A 24,938-nucleotide genomic window follows, 5' to 3' on the forward strand; every position below is an offset into this window, starting at 1 on the left:
TTGTTGGCAAATACCAATAAAAATGATCAAACGATTTTGATATAATAAAATCATTTGACCATTAATAAAACAAATAGTATTACACTATTTCTTCCTCATAAATACCGTAATAGGCACTCCAGAGAAATCAAATTCCTCTCGGATTTTATTTTCCAAATAACGTTTATAGGGTTCACGCACATATTGCGGGAGGTTACAGAAAAATGCAAATTGTGGGTAAGGCGTAGGCAGCTGTGTACAGAATTTGATCTTTACAAATTTTCCTTTATAAGCCGGTGGAGGATAATTTTCAATGATAGGCAACATGACTTCATTGAATTTACGCGTAATGATTTTTCTGTTCCTATTATTATAGACTTCTACGGCAGTTTCAATAGCCTTGAAAATACGTTGTTTGGTCAATACCGAAACAAATAGAATTGGCACATCTGTAAACGGCTCAATTGCTTTTTTAATTCTTTGTGTATAATGTTTTATGGTATTGGTCTCCTTATCCTCTACCAAATCCCATTTATTTACCAGAATTACAATTCCTTTATGATTACGTTGTGCAAGCCAAAAAATATTCTCTACCTGACCATCAAAACCTCTGGTGGCATCTAGCATGAGTATACATACATCACAATGCTCAATTGCCCTTACGGAACGCATAACCGAATAAAATTCCAAGTCCTCCTTTACCTTCGACTTTCGGCGTATACCGGCCGTATCCACCAAATTGAACTCAAATCCATATCGGTTGTACTTGGTATCTATACTATCCCTGGTAGTACCGGCAATATCTGTCACTATGTATCTTTCCTCCCCGATCAATGCATTTATGAACGAAGATTTTCCCGCATTGGGCCTACCTACAACAGCAAATCGTGGTAACTCGCTCTTTTCCTCGACCACATCTGGCAATTCCTCTACAAGCGCATCCAATAAATCTCCCGTACCACCACCGTTTATACTGGAAAGTGTATAATACTCACCCAATCCTAATGAGTAAAATTCTACGGCATCTTCTGCCCTTTTAGCATTATCCACCTTGTTTACCGCTAAAAAAACTGGCTTTTTGACCCTACGTAACAGTTTGGCCACATCCTCATCCATACCCGTTACCCCTGTTTCTATATCAACCATGAAAATTATGGCATCTGCCTCTTCAATGGCAAGCTCAACCTGTCTATCAATTTCCTTTTCGAACACATCATCACTACCAACAACATAACCACCCGTATCTATTACAGAAAACTCCTTTCCGTTCCAATCACTCTTACCATAGTGACGATCACGGGTAACCCCACTGACGGCATCTACAATAGCCTCGCGTCTTTGAATTAATCTGTTAAAAAACGTTGATTTACCTACATTGGGTCTCCCCACAATGGCAACAATTGCACTCATAGCTTAAATTTGGCGCAAAGGTAGTATAATCCCAACAATAGTTGACTGATTACCTTATGTATATGATCAAATTATGGATCGTGCTATTTGTTATATCCAAATCTTTTTAGCTGTCTGGAATCACTTCTCCAATTTTTATTCACCTTTACATATAACTCTATATGCACTTGTTTTCCAAAAAATTGCTCTAAATCCTTTCTTGCCTCAATTCCAACACGTTTCAACGCGGCACCCTTATGACCAATGATAATACCTTTTTGAGAATCGCGTTCAACCATGATCACGGACCGCATTCTAATAATATCCTCATCTTCAAAAAACTCTTCGGTCTCGATTTCTACGGCATAGGGTATCTCCTTTTTGTAGTTTAACAGGATTTTTTCACGTATGGTCTCGTTTACAAAAAAGCGTTCCGGTTTATCCGTTAATTGGTCTTTTGGATAGTAAGCGGGCGAGTTGGGCAACAATTCTATAATGCGCTCAAAAACACCTTTAATATTAAAATTTGATAGCGCTGAAATAGGATGCAACTCTACATTGGGCAACATTTGCTGCCAATACTGCACCTGTTCTTCCAATAGCTCCTGCGTGGCGGTATCCACTTTGTTCAACAATAACAAAACAGGAATCTTACTGTTCTTTATTTTCTCGAAAAAAGCTTCATCCTTTAGCGCCTTTTCACCTATTTCTACCATATACAACAAGACATCCGCATCTTCGAATGCAGATTTCACAAAATCCATCATGCTGCTCTGCAACTCATAGGCCGGCTTTATGATACCTGGAGTATCCGACAATATCATTTGAAAATCGTCACCATTGACGATTCCCAAAATTCGGTGTCTTGTAGTCTGTGCCTTTGAAGTAATTATTGATAACTTCTCCCCTACGAACGCATTCATTAATGTGGATTTGCCCACATTGGGATTACCGATAATGTTTACGAATCCTGCCTTATGCTCTGCCATCTTTTAATTTTATTAGGTATTTCTTCATTTCCGCATTAACCTTGGGAGCCAACAAAAGTACGGCAATCATATTGGGAATTACCATAAGTGCGTAAGACAAATCAATTAAATTCTTTACCAAATTCAATGAAGCTACCGCTGCAAATACAATCATGATCACAAAATACCAATTGTACAGTTTGCCAATTTTGGCATTGGTCAAAAACGAAAGGGATTTTACGCCATAATATGAATAGGTAAACAGTGTAGATAATGCAAAGGCGGTAACAATGACCATTAATAACACATCTCCCCAACCAAAAAGTGTAGTCTCAAAAGCGGACAAGGTCATTACAATGCCACTGACATCTTCCAAGTAGGCCCCACTCAATATAATGACTATAGCCGTAAACGTACAAACCAAAATCGTATCTATAAAAGGACCCAACATTGCAACCAACCCTTCCCTAATGGGCTCATCATTCTTAGATTGCCCATGGTACATAGGTGCACTACCCAAACCTGCCTCATTGGAAAACATGGCCCTGCGCACACCAATAATCACCAAACCCCAGAAACCACCGGTTGCGGCAGATTTCAAGTCCCATGCCTGGGTGATGATCATTTTTAACGATGGTAGGATCATTTCCGAATTTAATGCCATGACCACTACAACCGCTACTAGATATAACGCCACCATAAAAGGTACTATAGCAGATGCAACTTTGGCAATTTTTGTGAGTCCGCCAAAAATAACAAAAGAGGTAACAATGGCCAGAACAATGCCAATAGTCCATTTCCAATTTTCATCTCCCATATCAAGAATTGTAGTTGAGGGCTCTACCACACTCATAAAGGTTTCCGTAAACTGGTTTGCCGTAAATACGCCCAGAAAACCAAATAGTCCGCATACGGCAAAAAAGGTAGCCAAAGGACGGGCCTTCTCCCCCAAACCTTTAGTAATATAATACATTGGGCCTCCCTGTAACTTACCTTCAGAATCAGTTCCCCTATACATTATGGATAAGCTACAGGAATAAAATTTTATACACATACCGATCAATGCGGTCATCCAAATCCAAAACACAACCCCCGACCACCATCATGTATAGCAATTGCCACCCCCGAAATATTACCCAAACCAACCGTGGCCGCCACAGCGGATGATAATGCCTGGAACGAACTTACTTCGCCTACAGAGTTTACGTTGTCGTATTTACCAGCTGTAATCGCCACGGCATGACCAAAAAAACGGTACGGCATAAACTTAGAATAAAAGACCAGAAAAAGTCCGCCCCCAATAAGTAAAAGAAACATTGGCCATTCCGTATAAGGTAATGCACTGGCAATAAAATCGTTGATCTTCTCCATAAATGCTTAAAATTCGAAGTTATGGATTTTAAGTTTTTTAGTGGCAGGTGCACCAAAAAAGATTCTTTAAATAAGTTTTGAAAATAGAATAAATTGGTTGTATATTTGTCGCCCGTTACAAATAGTAGCGCTCATCTCGTCAGGGTAATGAACTGAGGTTGAAAAAACAAAATAGATGAAACCCATATCGCGGGGTAGAGCAGTAGGTAGCTCGTCGGGCTCATAACCCGAAGGTCGCTGGTTCGAGTCCAGTCCCCGCTACTAAGTACCAAAATCTACGGTTTAGCTTTCGCTAGACCGTTTTTTTATGCCTAATTTTAAGGTCATCAAAACATTTTAAGATAAAAAAAGTTACGTTTTTTCTAAGGAATTCATTTTTTTCTATCGTTTTTTTTGAACTTACATGTCTATATTTAACATCTTCCAATTTTACATTTTAAGTTTTAAATTTTAAATTTTAAATCTGAAACTATTCCTACTTTCGATGAACAAGCAATAGTTATAAAAATAGAATTTTACCCAATTCCTCTTTCGCTAAATCCTTAGTTATTTATTTACTTCAATTTCAAAGACATTAATAGATATCTTCTATTCTTGAACAAAAAGTTGATTATCTGAATAAAGAACAACTATATATGAACAAAAAGATTTACTAATTTGAAAATATTATTGATTTATGACCCAATATCAACATTTTTAAATCTTATATTAATTGTTGCAAATCAATCGATTTGATAATTGGCATTATCTCTCTATGTTAAGTTGGTTGGTCGCAACTGTGGTGCCTAATTCTAGAAGGTAAAATATAAGAGCTTAACCTAATCAAATTACACCACCTACGACAATAATTAACTTATCTTTTACTTTCATTTTAGTATTCAAAGTACTAGTTACATGTTATATTCAATTCACCAGAAGTCAGTCCTTCCGATTCTAAATAAACCCCATCAAACTTTAAAATAATGGACTTACCTACATCAGTTTGATCCACAGAAAACGTTTTACAGTTCTTTCCTGTTTCACCAGGTACATGGCCGGTTGATTTACCGAATAATGAAGCAGTCTTATTAAAAGGTCCTATTTGATTCGGACCATTTTGCCCTTCCAAATACATAATACTTTAATCATGTGGTAATTCTACTAATATCCAACTAACATCTTCAAAGCCTATCTATTCGGTACTAGGAACAGAATCGTGAACAAATTTCCAATCTGTTTTTAGTAATCGACTACGGCCTGACAGTTGTTTGGTTAAGTCATGTGAGCAACTAAGCAGTATAATTTGAGTGCTAACAAACAGCAAAGTAATATTACTGTGAGAGGGATTTTCATTTATAATACTGTTTGTTTTTTAATCATTCATTCCTGAGGGTTCTACTGCCCATTTTCTTTACAATAAATTCTACGGCTTTTCTTGGGTGTATTCTGTAAATATAATCCAACATTCGCGCATCTTTTCCTACCATAGCCCTGAACTTATTCTTTTCCATTGCCTTGATGACTTGTCTAGCGGCATCTTCTGGCTTCAACATCATTTTGTTTTTTGGAGCGCTTTCTTCTTCAGTGGAGGTCTTTAATCCAGAATTGGACATGATCTTGGTTTGCATGGCCCCAGGGTGGATGATGGTCACTTTTACCGATATATTCTTTAGTTCTGCATACAAACCTTCTGTAAGTAATTTAAGTGCTGCCTTGGAAGCACCATAAATGGTCTGACCGGGAAAAGGGATAAAACCACCTAAACTTGAAACATTGACGATATGAGCCTCTGGCCGTTGTAACAAATGGGGTAAAAAGGCTTTTACCATATAAAGTGCACCGTAAAAGTTGATGTTCATGACCTGTTCGATTTTTTGGAAATCAAGCTCGTTGACATGAATAAAAGGCTGAATAATCCCTGCATTGTTGATGATGCCATCTATAGCTCTATGTATTTTGATAACTTCTTCGGGAAATAAAAGCACCTTTTTCCTGTCCGTTATATCTAAAATATGGGTGGAAAGATTTTTGCCATGTTCTCCCGCCAATATTGTAGTTTCTCGTAAGGCCTTTTCATTGATGTCTATAGCAGCCACTTTGGCCCCCAATTCCAATAGGTGCAAGACCAGTGCCCTTCCCAGACCGCCACCGCCACCAGTGACCACGATTACTTTATTTTTGACCTTCATGTGTTGCGTTTATTGAATTACCCACCTCAATTTTCAACTCCCCCATGGCCAGACCTTGAGCCTCGGCCTTAATAACGATGGTACCTGGTTCTTGATAAGGCCTTATGATTGCCTGAGCCCTCCCTTTATACGTTTTAATAAGGTTGTTGTTAACACTTTCCATATCGGCAGGACTACCCGAACCCGAACCAACGAGTTCCCCAGTTCCGGAAACTGAAATTTTAATTTGTGCAGTATCGGTAGGAACTAGATCTCCCTTTGCATCCACAATCTCGATTTTTACATAGGCAAGATCGTTACGATCAGGGCTTAGGGAATTTCGTTCTTGCGTGAGTCGGATACCAACTGGTGCACCGACTGTTGTTAAAACTTTTCTTGCGATTTCCTTTCCTTCTTCCAAAGCTATCGCCGTTAATTCCCCCGCTTGATAGGGCACATCAAAAACTGCGATATAGTGGTCATCTTCCATAAGTTCCTTTTCTCCCACTGCGTTCCCGTTCAACTCTAGTCTAACCTTGGGTGCCTTTGTAAAAACGCGGACCTGAAGGGGTTCGCCTTCATGGCCCTCCCAATTCCATATGGGCCACTCCTTCGGCCAGCCCCAACCGCTTATATTTTCAGCCATACCTTCTGGAATTGGTTCGTGGACGTTTAGCTCAATAATACTGTTGTCCCAAAGCACATCGCGATATAACATTTGGGGCTTTTTAGCTCCGGTGATATCAAAATCTCCAGACCAAGCCACATAATTGGGCCAGGCAGAAGGCATGCCTTCCATCATATCAAAAATCTTTGCGGAAGCAGGTATGGAGTATTCTGGAAGCTTAAAAATTACCTTTTCGTTTTCTGGAACATACTTGGTATGTGCTAGGGCAACTTCTCCGATATAATCCATTGAAGTCCACACAAAATCACCAATTACATGTGGATATTTTTCAACTGCTTCCCAATAGGTATAAGCATCCAATGCAAATGATTCTGAGCCATACATAACCCTATTTGGAAATTTTTCATGATCATCTGCATAACGTTGGGGTTGGTAATTATAGCCACTGACATCGAGTATATTGAATATATCCGCTGAATTTTCCCATCCTCCGGGTGTGAACACCGAAGTAACGGCCTCGGTTACAGCCCTTGTGTTATCCAATTGACGAACATGTTCAGCAAGTTGCTTCCCAATTCTAACTGCATCTTGAACACTTTCTTTGGGCACCTCATTGCCTATGCTCCACATGATAATACTGGGATGGTTCCTATCCCTTAGGATCATATTGGTGAGATCGGTTTTCCAATGTTCCTTAAAATGAAGCGAATAGTCCTGTGGATTTTTATAGGATTCCCACATATCTGTAAATTCATTGATTACCAATATTCCTAATTCGTCGCAAGCATTTAAAAAAGCTTCCGATGGTGGATTATGCGAGCAGCGTATCGCATTATAACCATTCGCTTTCATCAATTCTACTTTGCGTTCCTCTGCCCTTTGGATTGCTGCTGCGCCTAAGAAACCATTGTCATGATGCAGACACCCACCTTTGAGCAAAGTCTGTTTACCATTGAGTAGAAATCCTTTGTCTGCCGAGAAAGAGATAGTTCTTATTCCAAAAGGCTGTGTATAGATATCTGCCTCTTGACCATTGGCTTGTAATACTACTTCTGCAGTATAAAGATCAGGGGTTTCTACTGACCACAGCAAGGGATTCTGTATCTCAATTTGTTTTGTGAACTTTTTCTCCCCTCTGGATGCGATATTGATTCTTTCCGAAACAGTACCAGAAATGTTGCCCAATTTGTCTTTGATATTGATGGTGCAAACTATTTCCGATGCTTTATCCGTATTGTTTTCAGTGTCAACTTCTACGGATACAATTGCGGTTTTGTCGTCAACTTTAGGCGTTGAAATGGCAACTCCCCACTCCTTGATATGAACAGGCGGCACCATAACCAGATGGACGTTCCTGTAAATGCCGGAGCCACTGTACCAGCGCGAATTACGACCTAAGTTCTCCACTTTAACGGCAATGAGGTTAGGTTCTCCCGTGGCATTGAGAAAAGGTGTTACATCATACCAAAACGGGGTGTATCCATTTTTATGTTCCCCTACTTTTTGGCCGTTCATCCAAACTTCCGATTCCAAGTAGACCCCATCAAATTTTAAAATCACGGATTTACCTGCATCGGAATAGTCTACCGTAAATTCCTTTCGGTACCAACCAGTCCCACCAGGGACATGTCCGGTTGAATTTCCATTTCCGGGAGCGGTCTTGCTGAATGGACCTATTTGGTCCGGACTATCCTCACCTGGTAAATCCATTATGCTGTAATCATGTGGTAGGTCTACCAACACCCATTGAGAATCATCAAAATCTTGTTTTTCTGCACCGGTAATCGAATCCCGTACGAATTTCCAATCGGTATTTATTAACCGATCACGCGTTGCTAATGGTTTGGTTTCCGATTGGGAACATCCTACAAACATCATTTGTATTGAAATAAACCATACGATAATATATACAGTGTTCTTCATTTTCTTTAGTTTATTCGCACTGCAGTAGCCTCGAACATATCCATCATTTTACCATTTAGATGGTTTTGGTCGTCTTTGAGCAATTTTACGCTAACATTAAAACCTTGGGCCGTAAATGAAAAATTAATACCATTGGTAGTCTCTTGAATATCTGTCATTGGTATTGCTGGGGTCTTACCCTCAGAATCCTTTAATTCTCCTGTTAATTGACCATCTTTTCTCGAAATATTTGCAATCATTTTTGAGTCCCCGTTTGGAGTACCCTTAAAAGTAAGGTCCCATTTCCCGGTATAAAAATCATCTTTAGATACCGATGATGTAGAATTGGTAGCTTCTAAAACAACCTGATTGGGCTCTTTAGATAATTTAAATTCTGCTGCCAACACCACCATTAACGTACCAGCAATCTCTATCCTCTCATTTTTAAAGACTAAATAGAGATCTTGTAGTTCGCCATTAAAACTATCAGGTAAAGAAATAGGTGCTTTTATGGGGCTTGGTGCAAAACCGCCCGCTTCAGATGGTTCTAAAAACCCTGATTCCCCAATTAAGGTACCTTTAGGGCTTCCTAAGCGTAATTCTACTTTACCACCTGCAGCATTTAATTGTGCTATTGGTGCGGTTGCCTGTAATATCAATTCAGACAAGCCATTAAGGTCTATTTGTTGTAGCGTCATATAAGCACCCGATTTGGCCGGAATAGCAAATCTTGACCCACCAAAAGACATTTTATTTACATCTACATACTCATCAAAATCGTGCGGACCAATATTTGATGAACGCAATACAAACGATTTTTCGGCCATTAAAGACGGCATTTTATTTGCGCCATGGTCTTCATAAGCAGCTCTAACAATATATACTCCTTTACTTTGATCACTTGCATCTACTTTGGTAAGATATGACCCTTTGGTTGGTAACGATGTAACATTAGATTTCTCATTTGCAAGACTTAGAATGTATTTAGAAATATCTGCCGCTTCTTCTACGGATAACTGTGGGTGTGCCGCCATAGGAACATCTCCCCAAACACCTCCTCCACCAGAAATTATTTTCTTGCTTAAATATTCAATGGCCGTGTCATCGCCCTTATATTTCATGGCAACATCCATATAAGAAGGCCCTATAGACTTTTCTTTTTGTTTATGGCAAGCCATGCAATCACTATCGTTCATTAAACTTTTTCCACTGGCAAATTGTGTAGATGCATCAGCGGCCCTATGCCCTTGTGCAATTTCAATTTTATCGAAACCTTCTGCTAGGAAATCGAATGAAACAGATACCTCATCGCTAGAAATACCATTCTCTAAACTACCATCTTCTTTGTCCGTTACCTGTATATCATACTCTAAATATGTATTAGGCACAAAAAAACTTTTATTACCATTAGGCATTTCTAAACTAAGTACAGGTGGCTCATTACCAGCAGTAATTTCTAGAGTTTGGCTTGTCTCTCCTCCTTTGCCATCATTGACCGTAAGTTTTACATCATAAACACCAATATCCTTTAGTGTAATATTTGCATCTTGTGTTTTAATGGTCTCACTAAAATTATTATCACCGGAAACTTCCCAAACATATGATAAATCGTCCATATCTGGATCAACAGTACCTTCAGCGCTCAATTTTAAATTGAACGGTATTGCTCCTCCAATTTTATTTGCTGCCATTTGAATCTTAGGCAAACGATTACCACCATTGTACTCAATTTTAATAAGTCTGGCATCATCATTTGCAGAAAACCAACCAGAGCCATATTCTAACATATACAAATCTCCATTAGCGGCAAATTGCATATCCATGGGGTTGCTAAAACGGTAACTGGGCATAAAACGCTCCATCGATTTTAAATTCCCCTCCTCATCCATGGTTATTGCCATAATCCAACCTCGCATCCATTCATATGCGAAGAATTTACCATCGTAATATTTAGGAAACGCCCGTTCTGCCTCATTAAAATCTTCTGAATAATAAACTGGCCCAGCCATGGCATTTCTACCGCCCGAACCCACTAAAGGAAATTCTTCTGATTCTGCATAAGGATACCACACAAAGGCCTCTTGCGCCGGTGGTAGAATTTCTAACCCTGTATTGTTAGGTGATGTGTTTTTAGGTGCTTTTGCATCCCATTTTTCCAAGGATTTTTCATTGGCAAAATCATATTTCACATAGGCTTTATTATTAGCTACAAAGTGAGGCCAGCCAAAATTACCTGCTTTTCTTGCTTGCCCTATTTCATCATGGCCGGCCGGTCCGCGTAGCGAATCCGGTTCATTGGCATCAGGACCAACCTCGCCCCAATATAAAAACCCGGTATGTTGATCTACCGAAATTCTAAATGGGTTACGGTGCCCCATTGTATAAATTTCAGGTTTTGTTTTTGGTGTTCCCACGGGGAATAAATTACCATCGGGAATACTATAGGTACCATCGTCATTAGGCTTAATTCGTATAATTTTACCACGTAGGTCATTGGTGTTGGCAGATGATTTTTGGGAATCCCAAGGACCTCTTCCCGGCCGTTCATCTGACGGACTGTAAACACTTGCACGTGGACTGGTATTATCACCAGTTGAAAGGTATAAATTACCTTCCTTGTCCCAAGCAATAGAACCGCCAGTGTGGCAACATTGTTCTCTTTGTGTAGGGATTGTCAATAAAACTTTTTCAGAATCTAGAACTAGCTCTTCTCCTTTCAACTCAAATCGAGAAAGTACGTTTGCAGATTCATCAACGGGAGAATAGTAAAGGTAAATCCAATTATTATCAGCAAAATTCGGGTCAATATTCAACCCTAACAAGCCGTCTTCACCAACAGATTCTTCACCCTCTTTATTCACATATTTTAAACTTACGGGTATGTTGGCAATCGTTTTTAATTCTTGTGTTTTTGTATTAAATATTCTTACTTCACCTTTGCGTTGAATAAATAAAATACGCTCAGAATCTAAAATCGCCAATTCCATAGGCTCATCTAGTTTCTCGGCCAAAATCACTTTTGTAAATCGGTTTTCCTCTGGTCTTGCCATTGCATAATCTAAAGGCTTTGGCGTATCACCACCAACGACATAGTGAATTCCCGCCCATAAATGGTCAAGAAACAAAGGGTCGCTATAGGTTTCATTCGTATGGCCCATAGCAGTATAAAAAGATTTGCCACCATTAAATTCTTGATACCAACTCATAGGATGATAATCTGGATTGGTGCCACCTTTATAGCTTTTATCATCAATTGTCAAAACAACATTAATGTTAGGCGAGATATTCTTAAAACTATAAAACTCATCTTCACGCTCAAATTCTATAGGCATACCTTTTGTTGCCCAGCTATCTTTTTGTGTAACGGTAAATGTTCCTTTTTGCACATTGCTTGGCTCTATAGGGTGATCTTGAAAATAAGCACCTACCAACTCACCATACCAAGGCCATTCGTACTCGGTATCTGTTGCCGCATGCACACCAACATAACCACCCCCTGCTTGAATATAGCGCTCAAAGGCATTTTGTTGTTTATCATTCAATACATCACCTGTTGTATTAAGAAAAATTACGGCATTAAATTTTTTAAGCTCTTTTTCATTAAAGTACTCAGCGTCTTCGGTAAAGGTTATCTCAAATCCTTTTTCTTGGGACATTTTAGTCAAAGCATTTTTACCAGCGTCTATAGACTCATGACGAAAAGCATCTGTCTTACTAAACACTAAAACTTGATTTTTAGCATTTTGACTACATGATCCCATGGTGATAGCCAACACAATTAAGAATACAAAAGAGATGTGATTTTTCATTTTTATTGAATTTATGAATGTCAAATATATAATAATTTTATTATTGTCTAAATAAAAGACATTAAATTTTATCTTTGCACATGGACTATTGCCACTCTATAAAATCCTTTTATTTTTGGGGTAGAAAGAGATAACCTACATAAATTGAAATTTCATTGAAAAGTCAAAATCAAGAAAATTTTGTTAATCAACTCTCAATAGACTGCGTCATCTTTGGGTATAGCCAGAACAGGCTAAAGGTTTTGGTACCTAAGATGGTTTTTAAAGGTGATTTTTGGTCTTTGCCCAGTGGTTTTGTGAAGCAAGAAGAGGGCATTGATCAAGCAGCCCAACGAATTTTGGAGGAACGTACTGGAATCGGGGACATTTTTTTGGAACAATACCGGGTTTTTGGCGATGTGCCGAGAACCAATCGTGAAGCACTTGAGAAATTGATCGCAATGAATCCTGATATATTTGAACAGCTCCAGGACGGCAACTTTTTAGAATGGTTAACCCAGCGCTTTATTGCCATTGGTTACTACGCGCTTGTAGATATTAACAAGGTAACACCGAAATTGACCGAAATAGACCAATCTATTGATTGGTATGAGATTACGGATTTGCCCCAAATGGTTATGGACCATGAACAACATATACATAAAGCATTGGAGGCATTGCGTTTAAACCTGGATTCTAAGTTATTGGGCTTTAACCTACTTCCTGAAGAATTTACCATGAAAGACCTGCAACTGCTCTATGAGGCAGTATACGACAGGCCCTTTCGCAGGAATAATTTTCAGAAAAAAATGTTGGACCTGGACGTATTAGAAAGAATGGGCAAAAAATTGACCGGAGCGGCGAATAAAGCACCCTATTTGTATCGGTTTCTGACCAAGAAATAATTATACATTACGTTTTCTAAAACCTAGTATTTAACAAATGTATTCAATATTTAAAATCACCTTTTTTTGATCCAAAAAAAACTAGTATAAAAGTTACTTTAAAATGATTTGTATAATTTATTAAGACCTATACAAGAAGACCCAAAATAAGCTCTTCATCATTTTTGATTTAAAAAAAACCTTTTGAAGTAAACTTCATTCAAGGTAGTGTGCATAAACAATTCTCTCTTTATCATTACCATTAAAATTCCTGTAAATGACACAATTTGATGTATTAATGAACAGTATGGTAATATACCTTTTTATGGATATTAATATATTTCATCTCTATTGAAATAGTTAAAAGAACTCCATACAAACTGTATCTCCCAAAAAAATAATGAAGATTAAAATTAAAAGCAAAAGGATAAACTTGGCACTTACATTCATTTTTATTCTATTGGCATACACAACTTTTGCTCAACAAAACCCTTTACTTTTTCGATTAGCACCAAGTACAGAAACCGGAATCGATTTCAACAACCAGCTTTTTGAAAGCGATACTTTGAATATCCTAAACCAGGCCAATATATACAATGGTGGCGGCGTGGGCATTGGTGATTTTAACCAAGATGGGCTTATGGATATTTATTTTGCCGGCAACATGGTTTCAAATAAACTATACCTCAACAAGGGAAACTTAAAATTTAAGGATATCACAGAAAAAGCCAAAGTAAATGGCCAAGGTCATTGGTCTACCGGCATCTCTGTTGTTGATATCAATAGCGATGGCTGGCCAGATATTTATGTGTCGGCGTCGTTTAGAAAAGACCCAAAACTCCGTACCAATCTTTTATATATTAATAAGGGTACAAACAAAAAGGGCATACCAATTTTCCAAGAATCTGCCGTTGCCTACGGTTTAGCCGATAACGGTTACAGTACACAGGCTTACTTTTTTGATTATGATAATGATGGTGATTTAGATTTGTATCAGGTAACCAACGAAATCTACGACCCAAGAACCCCAATTCGTTTTAGAAGTAAATTGACAGATGGTAGTGCTAAAAATACAGACAGGTTATACCGAAATAATGGTAATAACACGTTCACAAATGTGTCAAAAGAAGCTGGAATAACGATAGAAGGTTGGGGACATGCCGCTTCTATTACCGATATTAATTCCGATGGATGGCCCGATATTTATGTAGCCAACGATTTTATCTCGAACGACATATTATACATCAACAATAAGAATGGCACCTTTACGAACCGGTTAGATGAGTATTTTAAACACACAGGGTGGAACGCCATGGGAACCGATATTGTTGATTTTAATAATGACGGGTTAGTAGATGTTATTTCTTTAGAAATGTTACCCGAGAACAACTTACGCAAAAAACGGATGTTGAGTGGTAATGAATATTATAACTATATAAATAATACACAGTATAACTACAACCATCAATACGTACGAAACGTTTTGCAAGTGAACAGTGGGCAAACACCAAATGGGCATCCCGTATTTAACGACGTTGGTTTTATGGCCGGTGTTTTCGAAACCGATTGGAGCTGGTGCCCCCTAGCTGCAGATTTTGATAATGACGGTTTTCGTGATTTAATTATCACAAACGGGCTACCTCGCGATGTAACCGATTTAGATTATATCGCCTACGGCAGTGGGCAAACCGCCGGCGCACAAAGTTTTACATTGGCCATGACCGACTCGTTACCCGTAGTTAAACTTGCCAATTATGCATTTAAAAACATCAATGGCATTAACTTCGAAAACAAATCAAAAGAATGGGGACTTGACCAAAAGTCGTTCTCAAACGGTGGTATATATGCCGATTTAGATAACGATGGAGATTTGGATATTGTAGTAAATAATATAAACGATACCGCTTTTGTATATGAAAACACCCTTAAAAATTCATTTAAACATCTAACGGTCTCTTTTAAAGGACCAAAGAAAAATCCTAACGGCATAGGAGCCATTATACTTATTCGTTATGGAAAAAATGAACAATTCTACGAGCATTATCCTTCCCGTGGGTATTTATCTTCTAACGATCCAAGGGCACATTTTGCATTTGGAAATGTAACTAAATTAGATACGATTTCTGTAGTATGGCCCAGCGGTAAATCACAAATTATCACCAATGTTACAGACAACGAAATAGTATTAGACTACCAAAAAGCTAAAGAAACAAGTAATCCATTTAGAGACCCTTTAAATTCATTTACATTCCAGAACGTAACAAATGAATACGGTATTAACTTTAAACCCATTGAAACCGACTTTGCCGATTATAATATTCAACCTACCCTACCCCATAAATTGAGCCAGTATGGACCTGGCATTGCTGTAGGTGATATTGACAACAACGGTTTCGATGATTTTTATGTAGGAGGTTCATCGGATAATCCAGGTGTATTTTTTATGCAAGATGAATCGGGACAGTTCATTAAAGACGAATCCAGGTTCAACAAAAAAGAGAATATTCTTTACGAGGACATGGGCGTATTGTTCTTTGATGCCGATAATGATAACGACTTAGATCTATATCTGGTTAGTGGCAGTTATGAAATTCCTGCACAACATGCTGTAAGCAACGACCGTTTCTTCCTAAATGATGGCAAAGGCTATTTTCAAAGAACGGATGCATTGCCCCAAGACCTTACCAATGGCTCTTGTGTAAAAGCTGCAGATTTTGATGGCGATGGTGATTTAGATTTATTTGTAGGTGGTCGTGTAATTTCTGCCGCTTACCCTTTAGCCCCTGATAGTTTTCTATTACGGAACGATGATGGGAAGTTTACAGATGTAACCAAAGATTACCTTCCCGAGCTGCAAAATATAGGCATGGTAACAGATGCCTTATGGAGTGATTTTGATATGGATGGTAGACCAGATTTGATTTTGAGTGGGGAATGGATGCCAGTTACTTTTTTAAGAAATACAGGTAATACATTAACACCTATAAAATCTGGACTTGAAAACCAAATTGGTTGGTGGAACAGCCTTACCTCGGGAGATTTTGATAATGATGGAGATATAGACTATGTAGCTGGCAATTTAGGGCTAAATACCAATTATAAAGCAACACCAAAAGAACCTATGACCATTATCGCTAAGGATATTGACCAAAATGGTTCTATGGATGCCATGGTCTTTTGCTATATGACAGGAGATGATGGCAAACGTAAATCATACCCTATAGCATCTAGAGACGACCTTGTAAGCCAAGTAATTAGTATGCGAAAAAAATATAATACCTATAAATCGTATGGTTTGGCAGATATGGATATGATATGGAATGATGTATACCAATCTGATGCCCTGGTCTTAAAAGCTACTGAAATGCGCAGTAGCTATATAGAAAATAAAGGAAATGGAAAATTTGAAATGAGCCCGCTTCCCTTTGAGTCGCAACAGGCACCTATTTTTGGTATGCAAACCGATGATATAGATGGCGATGGAAACCTGGATATCCTAATGGTCGGTAACGATTATGGCATGGATCCCTACAGTGGTAGGCACGATGCTTTTACAGGTTTATATCTAAAAGGGAATGGTAAAGGCAATTTTAAAGCGGTAAACACAACTAAATCGGGCTTTTTTGCAAATGGAGATGCCAAAGGTTTGGTTCGTTTGCATACCGCAAAAAAAGAGGATGTATTTATTGTTACCCAAAACCAAGACAGTTTACTGTTATTCACCAATAAGGATAGTAAACAAAAAAAATGGATAGATTTAAAATCAGATGATTTTAGTGCCGATATAGAATATACAGATGGAAAAAAAAGACGGGTAGAATTCTATTATGGTTCAACTTTTTTATCACAATCAACCCGAAAATTTCCGATTGAAAAGACCGTCAAAAAAATTACTATTACCAATTTTAAGGGAAGCAAAAGAGAAGTATTATGAGTAGGATGTTCTTTATAGCTTTTTTGATTATTTCAATTACCTGTCCGGCTCAGAAAACTACTTCCAACGACTGGAAAATGAAAACGGAAAATGCAGAATTTCTTCATAGGGCAATGAAACAAGTCACTGATGTAATTGTTCATGATATTTTCTCACCACCCGTAACAAGCCGTACATACGCCTATGTCTCCGTAGCAGCATATGAAACCCTTATCCAAGGTAACAATAACTATACAAGTCTAGCTGGTCAGTTACATGATTTGGAAGCATTACCAATTAAAGAGAACAAAATAGAATACAGTCCAACACTAGCCGCAGTACATGCCCTACTAACTACGAGCAAACATTTTGTACTTTCTGAAGAAAAAATTGATGGCTTTGAAAAAACACTACTAGAAGAATTCAGAACACTTGGCATACCTAAAACAACATATGATTCTTCGATTGCTTATGGGCAGCAAGTGGCCGAACACATTATCGCATGGGCAAATAAAGATAATTATAAGCAAATACAGTCTATGTCCGATTATAGGGTAAGAAATGATGTAGGTTCATGGAAACCAACACCTCCGGCATATATGAAAGCCATTGAACCCAACTGGAACAAATTGCGCACCTTCATGATAGATTCTGCCCAACAATTTAAGCCCGTTCCCCCTCCCCCGTTTTCTACAGATACAGCAAGTACTTTCTACAAAGATGTTGTAGCCGTTTATGAAAAAGTGAATACGAATACTGCTGAAGAAAATGAAATTGCCAATTTTTGGGATTGCAATCCGTTTAAAATGAACGTTCGCGGCCATGTAATGTATGCCACCAAAAAAATATCCCCCAACGGGCATTGGATGAACATAACCAGTTTAACCTGTAAAAAATCAAATGCTTCTGTACTGAAATCGGCCGAAGCATACGCTACAGTAGCAGTAACCTTGGCCGATGCATTTATCAGTTGTTGGGACGAAAAATACCGAAGCTCTGTTATACGACCAGAAACTTATATAAATCAGCATATAGACCCCAATTGGTTACCCGTATTACAGACACCTCCATTCCCAGAATACACAAGCGGACATAGTGTAGTTTCTTCTGCTGCGGCAATCATGTTAGGTAAATTGTTTGGGGAAACATTTGAATTTTCAGACAATACAGAAGTTGAATTTGGGTTACCTGTTCGAAATTTCGGGTCGTTTAAACAAGCGGCTGAGGAAGCAGCAATAAGCCGTTTCTATGGTGGTATTCATTATATGCCTGCTATCGTAAACGGTCAAGAAGAAGGCTATGCCATTGGGGCGTTTTTTGCCAATAACTTAAGAACAAATAGTAAGTAAGCTTGGGCTTACACTAGTAAATACCAAAAACCCCTTTTTAACTAATAATCATAAAAAAACAAATTAAAAAAGCACCGGTTATGGTCTTATCCCAATTAAAATTGAGTCTCAAGGTTGGTTTGGTTATTTTTGAAAATTAATGCCGCTACCTTATAAACGGTGCCTTCTTAATTTATAGGAATACGTTTAAACTTTATTTAACTTATTTAACCCACTCCAAGCTATTTTTCAATATGGTTTTATACGCTTGTAGATCATGAGCTCTTGCATCGTGCCCCAAAGTGTTACCCACAATTTTTGACTTTGGATGCTTTACGATCCATACGGAAGGATATTCTTCACCAGATTCTAAGCCTTTGCTAATGGCTAAAACCTCAATTTCTGCTTCTGGGTCTTTCTCCCAACGATATAACTCATCAACAATTCTAAATTTTGGTGGAACCCCTTTCATTATGGGATGATCTGGTTTAACTACGGTAACTTCAAACTCTTGTAAATCTTCATGCGATCGTGAACCTCCACCAACAATTTCTTTGTTATATTCAGGCCAGTCTTGCCAGTTATACCAAGTACTTGGGTGATATATTAACAAATTTAACTTCCCTGCATTCACTCCCGAAAATATAGCTTGCTTAGATGCTGTATGTAAAGGTTGGTTATTGGTAAGCATCAACACATCTACAACCGGAATCAATGCATCGATTTCATTTGGGTCCTCAGAAAAGACCACGGTATTGTTACCGTTATCACTAAGAACTTTCCCATCTGCTTCTCCAAAGAATTTTTTAAAATCATGTGAACCACTTCCACCAGTGACCGCAATTTTGGTAGCATTCTTCTTATCGGAAATATAATACCCTACAGATGCATCGTTTTTATACTCTTTAGGTAATTCTTGAACTTTGCATCCGAAAGTGATTCCGAATACGACTAATAGAATTGCTGTTCTTTTCATATTATAATTAGTTAATTGTTTTTATTATTCTTTTTGACCTGCTATTTATTCTGCCGCGGTAACGATGATTACCCCCTGCATAAATCGCCAATGACCAGGAAACGTACATACAAATGGATATGTACCTGGTGTATCTGGCAAAGTAAAAATCACAGAACCACTTTCATTAGGATTTAGCATTTTGGTAGCGCCCAAAACATATCTAGAGTTAGGCACGTATCCCATTTTTTCGGCATCTGGTGTAACCACAAACTTATCTACCGTAGGGCCAAAAGTTTCTAAACTACCCGCAGTAACAACTACCAAATTATGAGGCATTTGATCTACGTTCTCTAACGTAATTTCTATCGTTTGCCCTGCCACCGCTTGTAATTCGGTTTTATCGAAAGCCATTTCTTGGGGTACCGTTTTAAGGTTAAAAGTAACATCAACTTTTACCTTTCCCATTTTGCCGATACCAATATCTATATGCTGGTTACCACCTGTATTCTTGCAATGTACAGCAATACTATTTTTGCCTTTTTTAAACAGGCTTCTTTTTTCCTCATCTACCCTTAGGTATTTGTAATCATTGCTAGCACCTGTTTCTGCAATGATAAGAATTCCATTAATATATAGCTCGTAATCGTCATCATATGCAATTTTGAGTACAGGATCATCGAGATTAGTATCAAAAATCACTTCTTTACGTAACCAAATGTCATCGGTGGTCCATTTGGTTTTTATACGCTCTTCATCATGGCCGCCGAACATACCTTGACCACTTTTCCACCCGGAATCCTTAAAATCTGAGTCAACCCAGTTATCAGCGGGTTTATCGGTAGTGTATTTCCAAGAAGTTAATTTTTCTTTTGCCGACGGTACTATCATTTCTACAGCCTCGGCAGCTACTTCTTCATGGTTTAATTCCCTGAAGTATACTTTTGTTGCTGCTTTTAACCATTTATCTGAAGAAACGGCCGCATCTTTAGCAACTTTTTCCATTTCGGTATATAAAGAAGGTGACTCTGGCAGCTCACCTGCCCTTAAAATTGCAGCTAATCTTATTTGAGAATCGGCATTTGTCAACAAACCTGAATTTGCCAATAATTCGCTGCTCTCAATAGATTCAGGTAGCAAGGCCATAGCTGCTCTTTTAACAGCGTAGCTACTACTAGACAAAGCATTTCGTAATGTTTTTTTGGCCTCTTCATTAGTGTTCAAAGCTTCTAGCCCATCTAAGGTCCAAAGTGCATGTAATGCGGGGGCATTTAGTCCGTTTTTATCTGTTCCAGAATCATCATTAGCTAGTTTTATTAATTCAGGGATCAGTGCTGTTTTATCTCCTTCTACAATTAAGCGTTGTGCCGTTGTACGCCAAAACAAATTATCACTTTGTAAACCTTTTAATAATGCTTCATCATTTGAAGCGTCTAAAGATGTAATTTCAGAATCGTTGCCCTTATCATACTTAATGATATAAATTCTTCCATGACCATAATCCCTAAGCTTATTAATATGTGCATTGCCTTCTCCTTTATCGGCGTTCCAAATTTGGTTCTCCATACCCCTTTTATCAGGATTATGCTGTATAACGGGATTGTACCAATCTGCCACCCATAAGTTTCCATCTGGGCCAGTTTCTGCAAAAACAGGAGCGGTCCAAGCATCTGTACTGGCGAAAATATTGCCCCCATCTACTTCTTTATAACCTGCCCCATCTTTTACGATATTGGCAGTATGTACCAAATGTCCCGTTGGTTCTGCAACGTACATTTGATTTTGATATTTCTCGGGATAATTTCTTGCTGTATAAAAATTTGCTCCTGAAGCAGCTGTAAATCCGCCTCTTACATCTACCTGTTGCAACGGAATTGTATCTACGGGATTTATCTCATAATGACCTTGTATAAAATCGGCATTCAGTGCCCAAGAGGGCAATTTGTCCAAATATTCATAATGTTTTAAAGGAATACCAACATAACACGCATGGTTGTTATTAGCTGTAGAACCAAAAATTTCAAAATTCTCATTGTAGCCCATACCCCAAGTGTTATTATCAAACTGGCCAATTGGCTCTAAATAAGAACCATCTTTTTCAAACCGATAAACACCACGTTCAAATTTTACCGTTTTTTCACCAAATTGATTTTCAAAGCCGGAGTAGCCTACAGCACCCCAAATAGCATTATCAATACCATAGCGTAAACTTGACGGCCCAGCATGGGTATCGAAAGTACCGAATCCACTAAAAAGTACGGTACGCTTATCCATTTTATCATCGCCATTGGTATCTTCTAAAAATACCATATCCGGTGCCTGTGAAACAATTGCCCCGCCTTTTACCAAAACAATGCCTGTAGACAAACTTTGTTCCGTTGCAAAATCAATGAACTTATCGGCTTTACCATCTCCGTTGGTATCCTCACAGATAGTAATGCGGTCACCACCAACATCATTTGCCAATTCATGCGGATAATCTTTAGATTGCACTACCCAAAGCCTACCTTTCTCATCCCAAGTAAATGCAATGGGATTAATGATATTAGGCTCTGCAGCAAAAAGTTCGGCAGTAAACCCTTCGGGCAATTGTATGTGTTTTTGAGAATCTTCTGGGCTAAGTGGGTCTTGTACCCTAGGGTTCTCACCCGTATATGTCAATGGTGGAGGTGGTTGTTTCTCTTCTGCACAGGAGACAAAAAACAGTACCCCTAATACCCATAAGAGTGATAAATTTGATTTTTTCATTGTAAATTTTATTTTCAGATTAGCAGTTGATTTGCTGCCGGAACGTGACACTATTTTATTTAGACCGATAATTTTTATACGGTTCTTCTTGACTTACATCTATAGTGCCAGCCTCCCACCCTTCGGGTGGGGACAGCACTGCAAGAAATTCTAGATCACCTTTACCGGCATTAAATGTTCCATGAACCACATTGGGATCTATATAGACAGAATCACCAACTTCAAGAATTTGCATTTCATCTTCGATCCATTGTTCTGCCGTTCCTTTTAGTACATAAAGAATTTCATGCATTTCTGGATGTCGATGAAAATCATGTCCGTCACCTTCTGGCACTACTACTTTCACCATATAAGATGCGGCGCCTTTAATTATATTTGGATGGTAGTGCCAATAATGATCACGTCCGAAAGCTTTCTCGAACATCATATCCTCTTCTTTTATAAACTTCCAAGTTTTGGACATATTCAATTTTGGTTTCTGGTTATGATAAACTATAATTTTAAGGCTTTGAATTCTTTTGTTAGGTTGGTCAATGAAGCTTCCACACCCATTCTCTCTAAAGATGAAGCACCCACAAAACCATGAAGTCCTGTTGTATGGTCCAACGTATAACGAACATCGGCCGGTGTATTGATCGGTCCACCATGTGCTAAGAAAAACGTATCGTGATTTGCTTTCTTTACGGCATCTACAATGGCCTGGGTACGTTCTAAAGCAGCGTCCATATCAACGGTTGCCCCTGTAACACCAATAGAACCACCAACTGTGGTACCAACGTGTGCTATAATGGCATCGGCACCGGCATCTGCCATTTGAACAGCCTCTTCTGGTTTGGCCACATATACGATAGAGAACATATCCATCTTTGTTGCCAAACGCACCATTTCAACCTCTTTCTGAAAGCTCATTCCCGTTTCTTCCAATACATTTCTAAAATGACCGTCTATAATAGAATGTGTGGGGAAATTATTTACCCCTGAAAAGCCCATGTCCTTTACCTTTCCTAAAAAATGCCACATTCTTCTACGTGGATCACTACCGTGGACACCACATATGACCGGAATTTCTTGAACAACGGGCAGTACTTCGAACTCCCCGATCTCCATCGCAACGGCGTTAGCATCCCCATAAGCCATCATACCAGCCGTAGAACCATGACCCGCCATTCTAAATCTACCGGAATTATAAACAATGATAAGGTCTGCACCGCCTATCTCTATGAACTTTGCGCTGATCCCCGTACCGGCACCAGCAGCAATTATCGCCTGTTTTTTATCGACTACCTTTTGTAATCTATCTCTAACCTCTTGTTTTGTGTAAGGGTTTCCTATACCCGTCCATGGATTTGGCATATTATTCTATTTTAAGTTATTATATTATTGTTTGTTATTAAATTTCAATCTGTTTATACCCACCGCGACTTTTAAAATAAAGGATGAGTATAAAATAGCCTATGGCCATTATTACCGGTATTAATGCGGTGACCACCAAAGCTCTACCAGCACCATAAAAACCTGCTTGTTCTACTGGTTCTTTATCTTCTAAAGCATATTGTTCTGCATTGTTCCACCACAATTGCAATGCACTTAGATTTTCATTCTCATTGAGTGTTTTACCTGTGCTTTCCCAACGTTCTATATCGCCATCTAGCTGTGTGCCATTATCCTTTACAATGGCCACCTTACTACCGTTCAATCCTTTTATCGGTGGAAAAAACAGAAAACTATTATTGTCATCTGCTTTATACCTGTCATAAGCTTTCGGAGCTTCATTTTTTATGTGGTTCGATGCAAAATAATCTTGTTTATACCCAATTCCCGGTCCGCCCAACAAACCGGCAGATAGCATACCTACACCGCCTACAAACCCCATAACCACAGCACCTCCCTTAGGAAAACGTTCGCCTACAACCCCTAACATGGTTGGCCAAAAGAAGGTTTTGGCAATACCGTAAATAGTTACGGCAAACACCATTATTAAACCAGTGGTCGAATTTCCTAAAATATACAAACCTATAGCCCCCAATATGGAACAAACCAACAAAAGCCCCAAAGGAGATATCTTGTGTACAATTGGACCAGCAAAAAACCTGAGTACGAACATTAATGCAGAAGTATAAATAAACAGCAATACCCCTTTTGTCGGATTTTCAAGAATGTTTCCGGTGATGTTTTGGATCCAACTATCGGTGCCCAATTCTACATATCCTATTAAAACCATCAACAGCATTAATACCAATAATAATGGCGACCCGAATTGACGGAACATTTCTTTGTACGGTATACCCGCTTCTTTTGCCTCTGATAGGGGTAACTTTTCCTTGAAAATAATGAAGCCGTAAATAAGTACAGGAATCAAGAAAAAGCTCATTAAAACCTCCCAACTTAAAATTCCATGAAAAGCTATGGAAAGTAGTCCTCCTAAAATCATTCCGCCAGGCCAGCCTGCATGTAGTATATTCAGGTAATGCGTTTTTTCTTTTGGATATAACGTAGCCACAAGCGGATTTACAACCGATTCACAAATACCATTGCCTACGGCAAACAAAAATGTGCCGGAAAAAAGACACCAATATGCCGCTTCTCTTCCCATAGAATTAAATACATACACTGTAGCCACTGTAACAACCAATGAGAGAAAGTGTACAAAAAAAGCAAGTATAAGCAGTGGCTTATACCCCACTTTATCTACGATAAGACTAAATAGTATTATAATAACCCCAAAACCGGCAAACCCCCCACCTGTTATAGAACCAAGTTCTGTCATTGTAAAACCAAATTGATTTCCCCAATCGACCAGAATTGAACCTCTGACCGCAAAACCTACTCCCCCAGCTACAATCGTAAAAAAACTGGCGAATAACAATCGGCGTTTATGAATACTTTTTTCTCCCATTTTAAGTGTTTCTATGAGGTGTTTTAAAACCTATTTCTTTAT

Annotated in this window: 13 protein-coding genes, 1 tRNA gene and 1 pseudogene; 4 read left to right on the top strand and 11 right to left on the bottom strand. The window is 38.5% G+C overall.

Features of this window, described 5'->3' with window-relative positions:
• Positions 1-84: 84 nt before the first annotated feature.
• From der to Q2T41_RS05760, 3 genes and pseudogenes are all read right to left on the bottom strand, one after another.
• The gene (der, locus tag Q2T41_RS05750; RefSeq protein ID WP_304435281.1) at positions 85-1,389 is read right to left on the bottom strand and encodes a ribosome biogenesis GTPase Der; all 1,305 of its coding nucleotides are present in this window, start codon (positions 1,387-1,389) and stop codon (positions 85-87) included.
• A gap of 83 nt (positions 1,390-1,472) precedes the next feature.
• Entirely contained in the window at positions 1,473-2,357 is an 885-nt protein-coding gene (gene era / locus Q2T41_RS05755) for a GTPase Era (RefSeq protein ID WP_144802143.1), read from the bottom strand.
• Positions 2,344-3,707, bottom strand: a pseudogene (locus Q2T41_RS05760) (alanine/glycine:cation symporter family protein). The gene era and the pseudogene Q2T41_RS05760 overlap by 14 nt, the downstream one beginning before the upstream one ends.
• A 188-nt stretch (positions 3,708-3,895) precedes the next feature.
• Here Q2T41_RS05760 and Q2T41_RS05765 point away from each other — a divergent pair.
• Positions 3,896-3,968: transfer RNA gene (locus tag Q2T41_RS05765), tRNA-Met, on the top strand.
• Positions 3,969-5,062: 1,094 nt separating this feature from the next.
• On the opposite strand, the gene Q2T41_RS05770 is transcribed toward Q2T41_RS05765, so the two are convergent.
• From Q2T41_RS05770 to Q2T41_RS05780, 3 genes are read right to left on the bottom strand one after another with little or no spacing between them, the layout of a single operon-like run.
• The gene (locus tag Q2T41_RS05770; protein ID WP_304435282.1) at positions 5,063-5,875 is read right to left on the bottom strand and encodes an SDR family NAD(P)-dependent oxidoreductase; all 813 of its coding nucleotides are present in this window, start codon (positions 5,873-5,875) and stop codon (positions 5,063-5,065) included.
• Positions 5,859-8,405 carry a glycoside hydrolase family 2 TIM barrel-domain containing protein gene (locus Q2T41_RS05775; RefSeq protein ID WP_304435283.1) on the bottom strand — a complete coding sequence of 849 codons (2,547 nt, stop codon included), beginning with the start codon at positions 8,403-8,405 and terminating at the stop codon, positions 5,859-5,861. The genes Q2T41_RS05770 and Q2T41_RS05775 overlap by 17 nt, the downstream gene beginning before the upstream one ends.
• Positions 8,406-8,410: 5 nt before the next feature.
• Positions 8,411-12,193, bottom strand: a complete 3,783-nt coding sequence (locus tag Q2T41_RS05780) for a ThuA domain-containing protein (RefSeq protein ID WP_304435284.1) — start codon at positions 12,191-12,193, stop codon at positions 8,411-8,413.
• Positions 12,194-12,348: 155 nt separating this feature from the next.
• Here Q2T41_RS05780 and Q2T41_RS05785 point away from each other — a divergent pair, with 155 nt between their 5' ends.
• From Q2T41_RS05785 to Q2T41_RS05795, 3 genes are all read left to right on the top strand, one after another.
• Positions 12,349-13,077: an NUDIX hydrolase gene (locus Q2T41_RS05785; RefSeq protein ID WP_304435285.1), complete on the top strand. Its 729-nt coding sequence runs from the start codon at positions 12,349-12,351 to the stop codon at positions 13,075-13,077.
• Positions 13,078-13,489: 412 nt separating this feature from the next.
• Positions 13,490-16,990, top strand: coding sequence for a VCBS repeat-containing protein (locus Q2T41_RS05790; RefSeq protein WP_304435286.1), 3,501 nt, complete (start codon positions 13,490-13,492; stop codon positions 16,988-16,990).
• On the top strand, positions 16,987-18,318 hold the full coding sequence (locus Q2T41_RS05795) for a vanadium-dependent haloperoxidase (protein WP_304435287.1): 1,332 nt from the start codon (positions 16,987-16,989) through the stop codon (positions 18,316-18,318). Before Q2T41_RS05790 ends, Q2T41_RS05795 begins: the two co-directional genes overlap by 4 nt.
• A 202-nt stretch (positions 18,319-18,520) precedes the next feature.
• On the opposite strand, the gene Q2T41_RS05800 is transcribed toward Q2T41_RS05795, so the two are convergent.
• Genes Q2T41_RS05800 through Q2T41_RS05820 form a run of 5 tightly spaced genes read right to left on the bottom strand, consistent with a single transcriptional unit; the run spans position 18,521 to position 24,896 of the window.
• On the bottom strand, positions 18,521-19,273 hold the full coding sequence (locus Q2T41_RS05800) for a ThuA domain-containing protein (RefSeq protein WP_304435288.1): 753 nt from the start codon (positions 19,271-19,273) through the stop codon (positions 18,521-18,523).
• A gap of 45 nt (positions 19,274-19,318) precedes the next feature.
• The gene (locus Q2T41_RS05805; RefSeq protein WP_304435289.1) at positions 19,319-22,000 is read right to left on the bottom strand and encodes a PVC-type heme-binding CxxCH protein; all 2,682 of its coding nucleotides are present in this window, start codon (positions 21,998-22,000) and stop codon (positions 19,319-19,321) included.
• 55 nt (positions 22,001-22,055) lie between these two features.
• On the bottom strand, positions 22,056-22,463 hold the full coding sequence (locus Q2T41_RS05810) for a cupin domain-containing protein (protein WP_304435290.1): 408 nt from the start codon (positions 22,461-22,463) through the stop codon (positions 22,056-22,058).
• Positions 22,464-22,492: 29 nt separating this feature from the next.
• The gene (locus tag Q2T41_RS05815) at positions 22,493-23,353 is read right to left on the bottom strand and encodes a phosphoenolpyruvate hydrolase family protein (RefSeq protein WP_304435291.1); all 861 of its coding nucleotides are present in this window, start codon (positions 23,351-23,353) and stop codon (positions 22,493-22,495) included.
• Between the two features lie 37 nt (positions 23,354-23,390).
• The gene (locus Q2T41_RS05820) at positions 23,391-24,896 is read right to left on the bottom strand and encodes an MFS transporter (RefSeq protein ID WP_304435292.1); all 1,506 of its coding nucleotides are present in this window, start codon (positions 24,894-24,896) and stop codon (positions 23,391-23,393) included.
• Positions 24,897-24,938: the final 42 nt, after the last annotated feature.

Source organism: Maribacter confluentis (assembly GCF_030505015.1).
In the GTDB taxonomy this organism is placed as follows: domain Bacteria; phylum Bacteroidota; class Bacteroidia; order Flavobacteriales; family Flavobacteriaceae; genus Maribacter; species Maribacter sedimenticola.

Coding starts and splice junctions, on each gene's coding strand:
- Q2T41_RS05810 (WP_304435290.1), bottom strand. CDS start 22,463: ATGTCCAAAACTTGGAAGTTTATAAAAGAAGAGGATATGATGTTCGAG.
- Q2T41_RS05775 (WP_304435283.1), bottom strand. CDS start 8,405: ATGAAGAACACTGTATATATTATCGTATGGTTTATTTCAATACAAATG.
- Q2T41_RS05820 (WP_304435292.1), bottom strand. CDS start 24,896: ATGGGAGAAAAAAGTATTCATAAACGCCGATTGTTATTCGCCAGTTTT.
- Q2T41_RS05795 (WP_304435287.1), top strand. CDS start 16,987: ATGAGTAGGATGTTCTTTATAGCTTTTTTGATTATTTCAATTACCTGT.
- Q2T41_RS05815 (WP_304435291.1), bottom strand. CDS start 23,353: ATGCCAAATCCATGGACGGGTATAGGAAACCCTTACACAAAACAAGAG.
- Q2T41_RS05780 (WP_304435284.1), bottom strand. CDS start 12,193: ATGAAAAATCACATCTCTTTTGTATTCTTAATTGTGTTGGCTATCACC.
- Q2T41_RS05800 (WP_304435288.1), bottom strand. CDS start 19,273: ATGAAAAGAACAGCAATTCTATTAGTCGTATTCGGAATCACTTTCGGA.
- Q2T41_RS05805 (WP_304435289.1), bottom strand. CDS start 22,000: ATGAAAAAATCAAATTTATCACTCTTATGGGTATTAGGGGTACTGTTT.
- era (WP_144802143.1), bottom strand. CDS start 2,357: ATGGCAGAGCATAAGGCAGGATTCGTAAACATTATCGGTAATCCCAAT.
- Q2T41_RS05770 (WP_304435282.1), bottom strand. CDS start 5,875: ATGAAGGTCAAAAATAAAGTAATCGTGGTCACTGGTGGCGGTGGCGGT.
- der (WP_304435281.1), bottom strand. CDS start 1,389: ATGAGTGCAATTGTTGCCATTGTGGGGAGACCCAATGTAGGTAAATCA.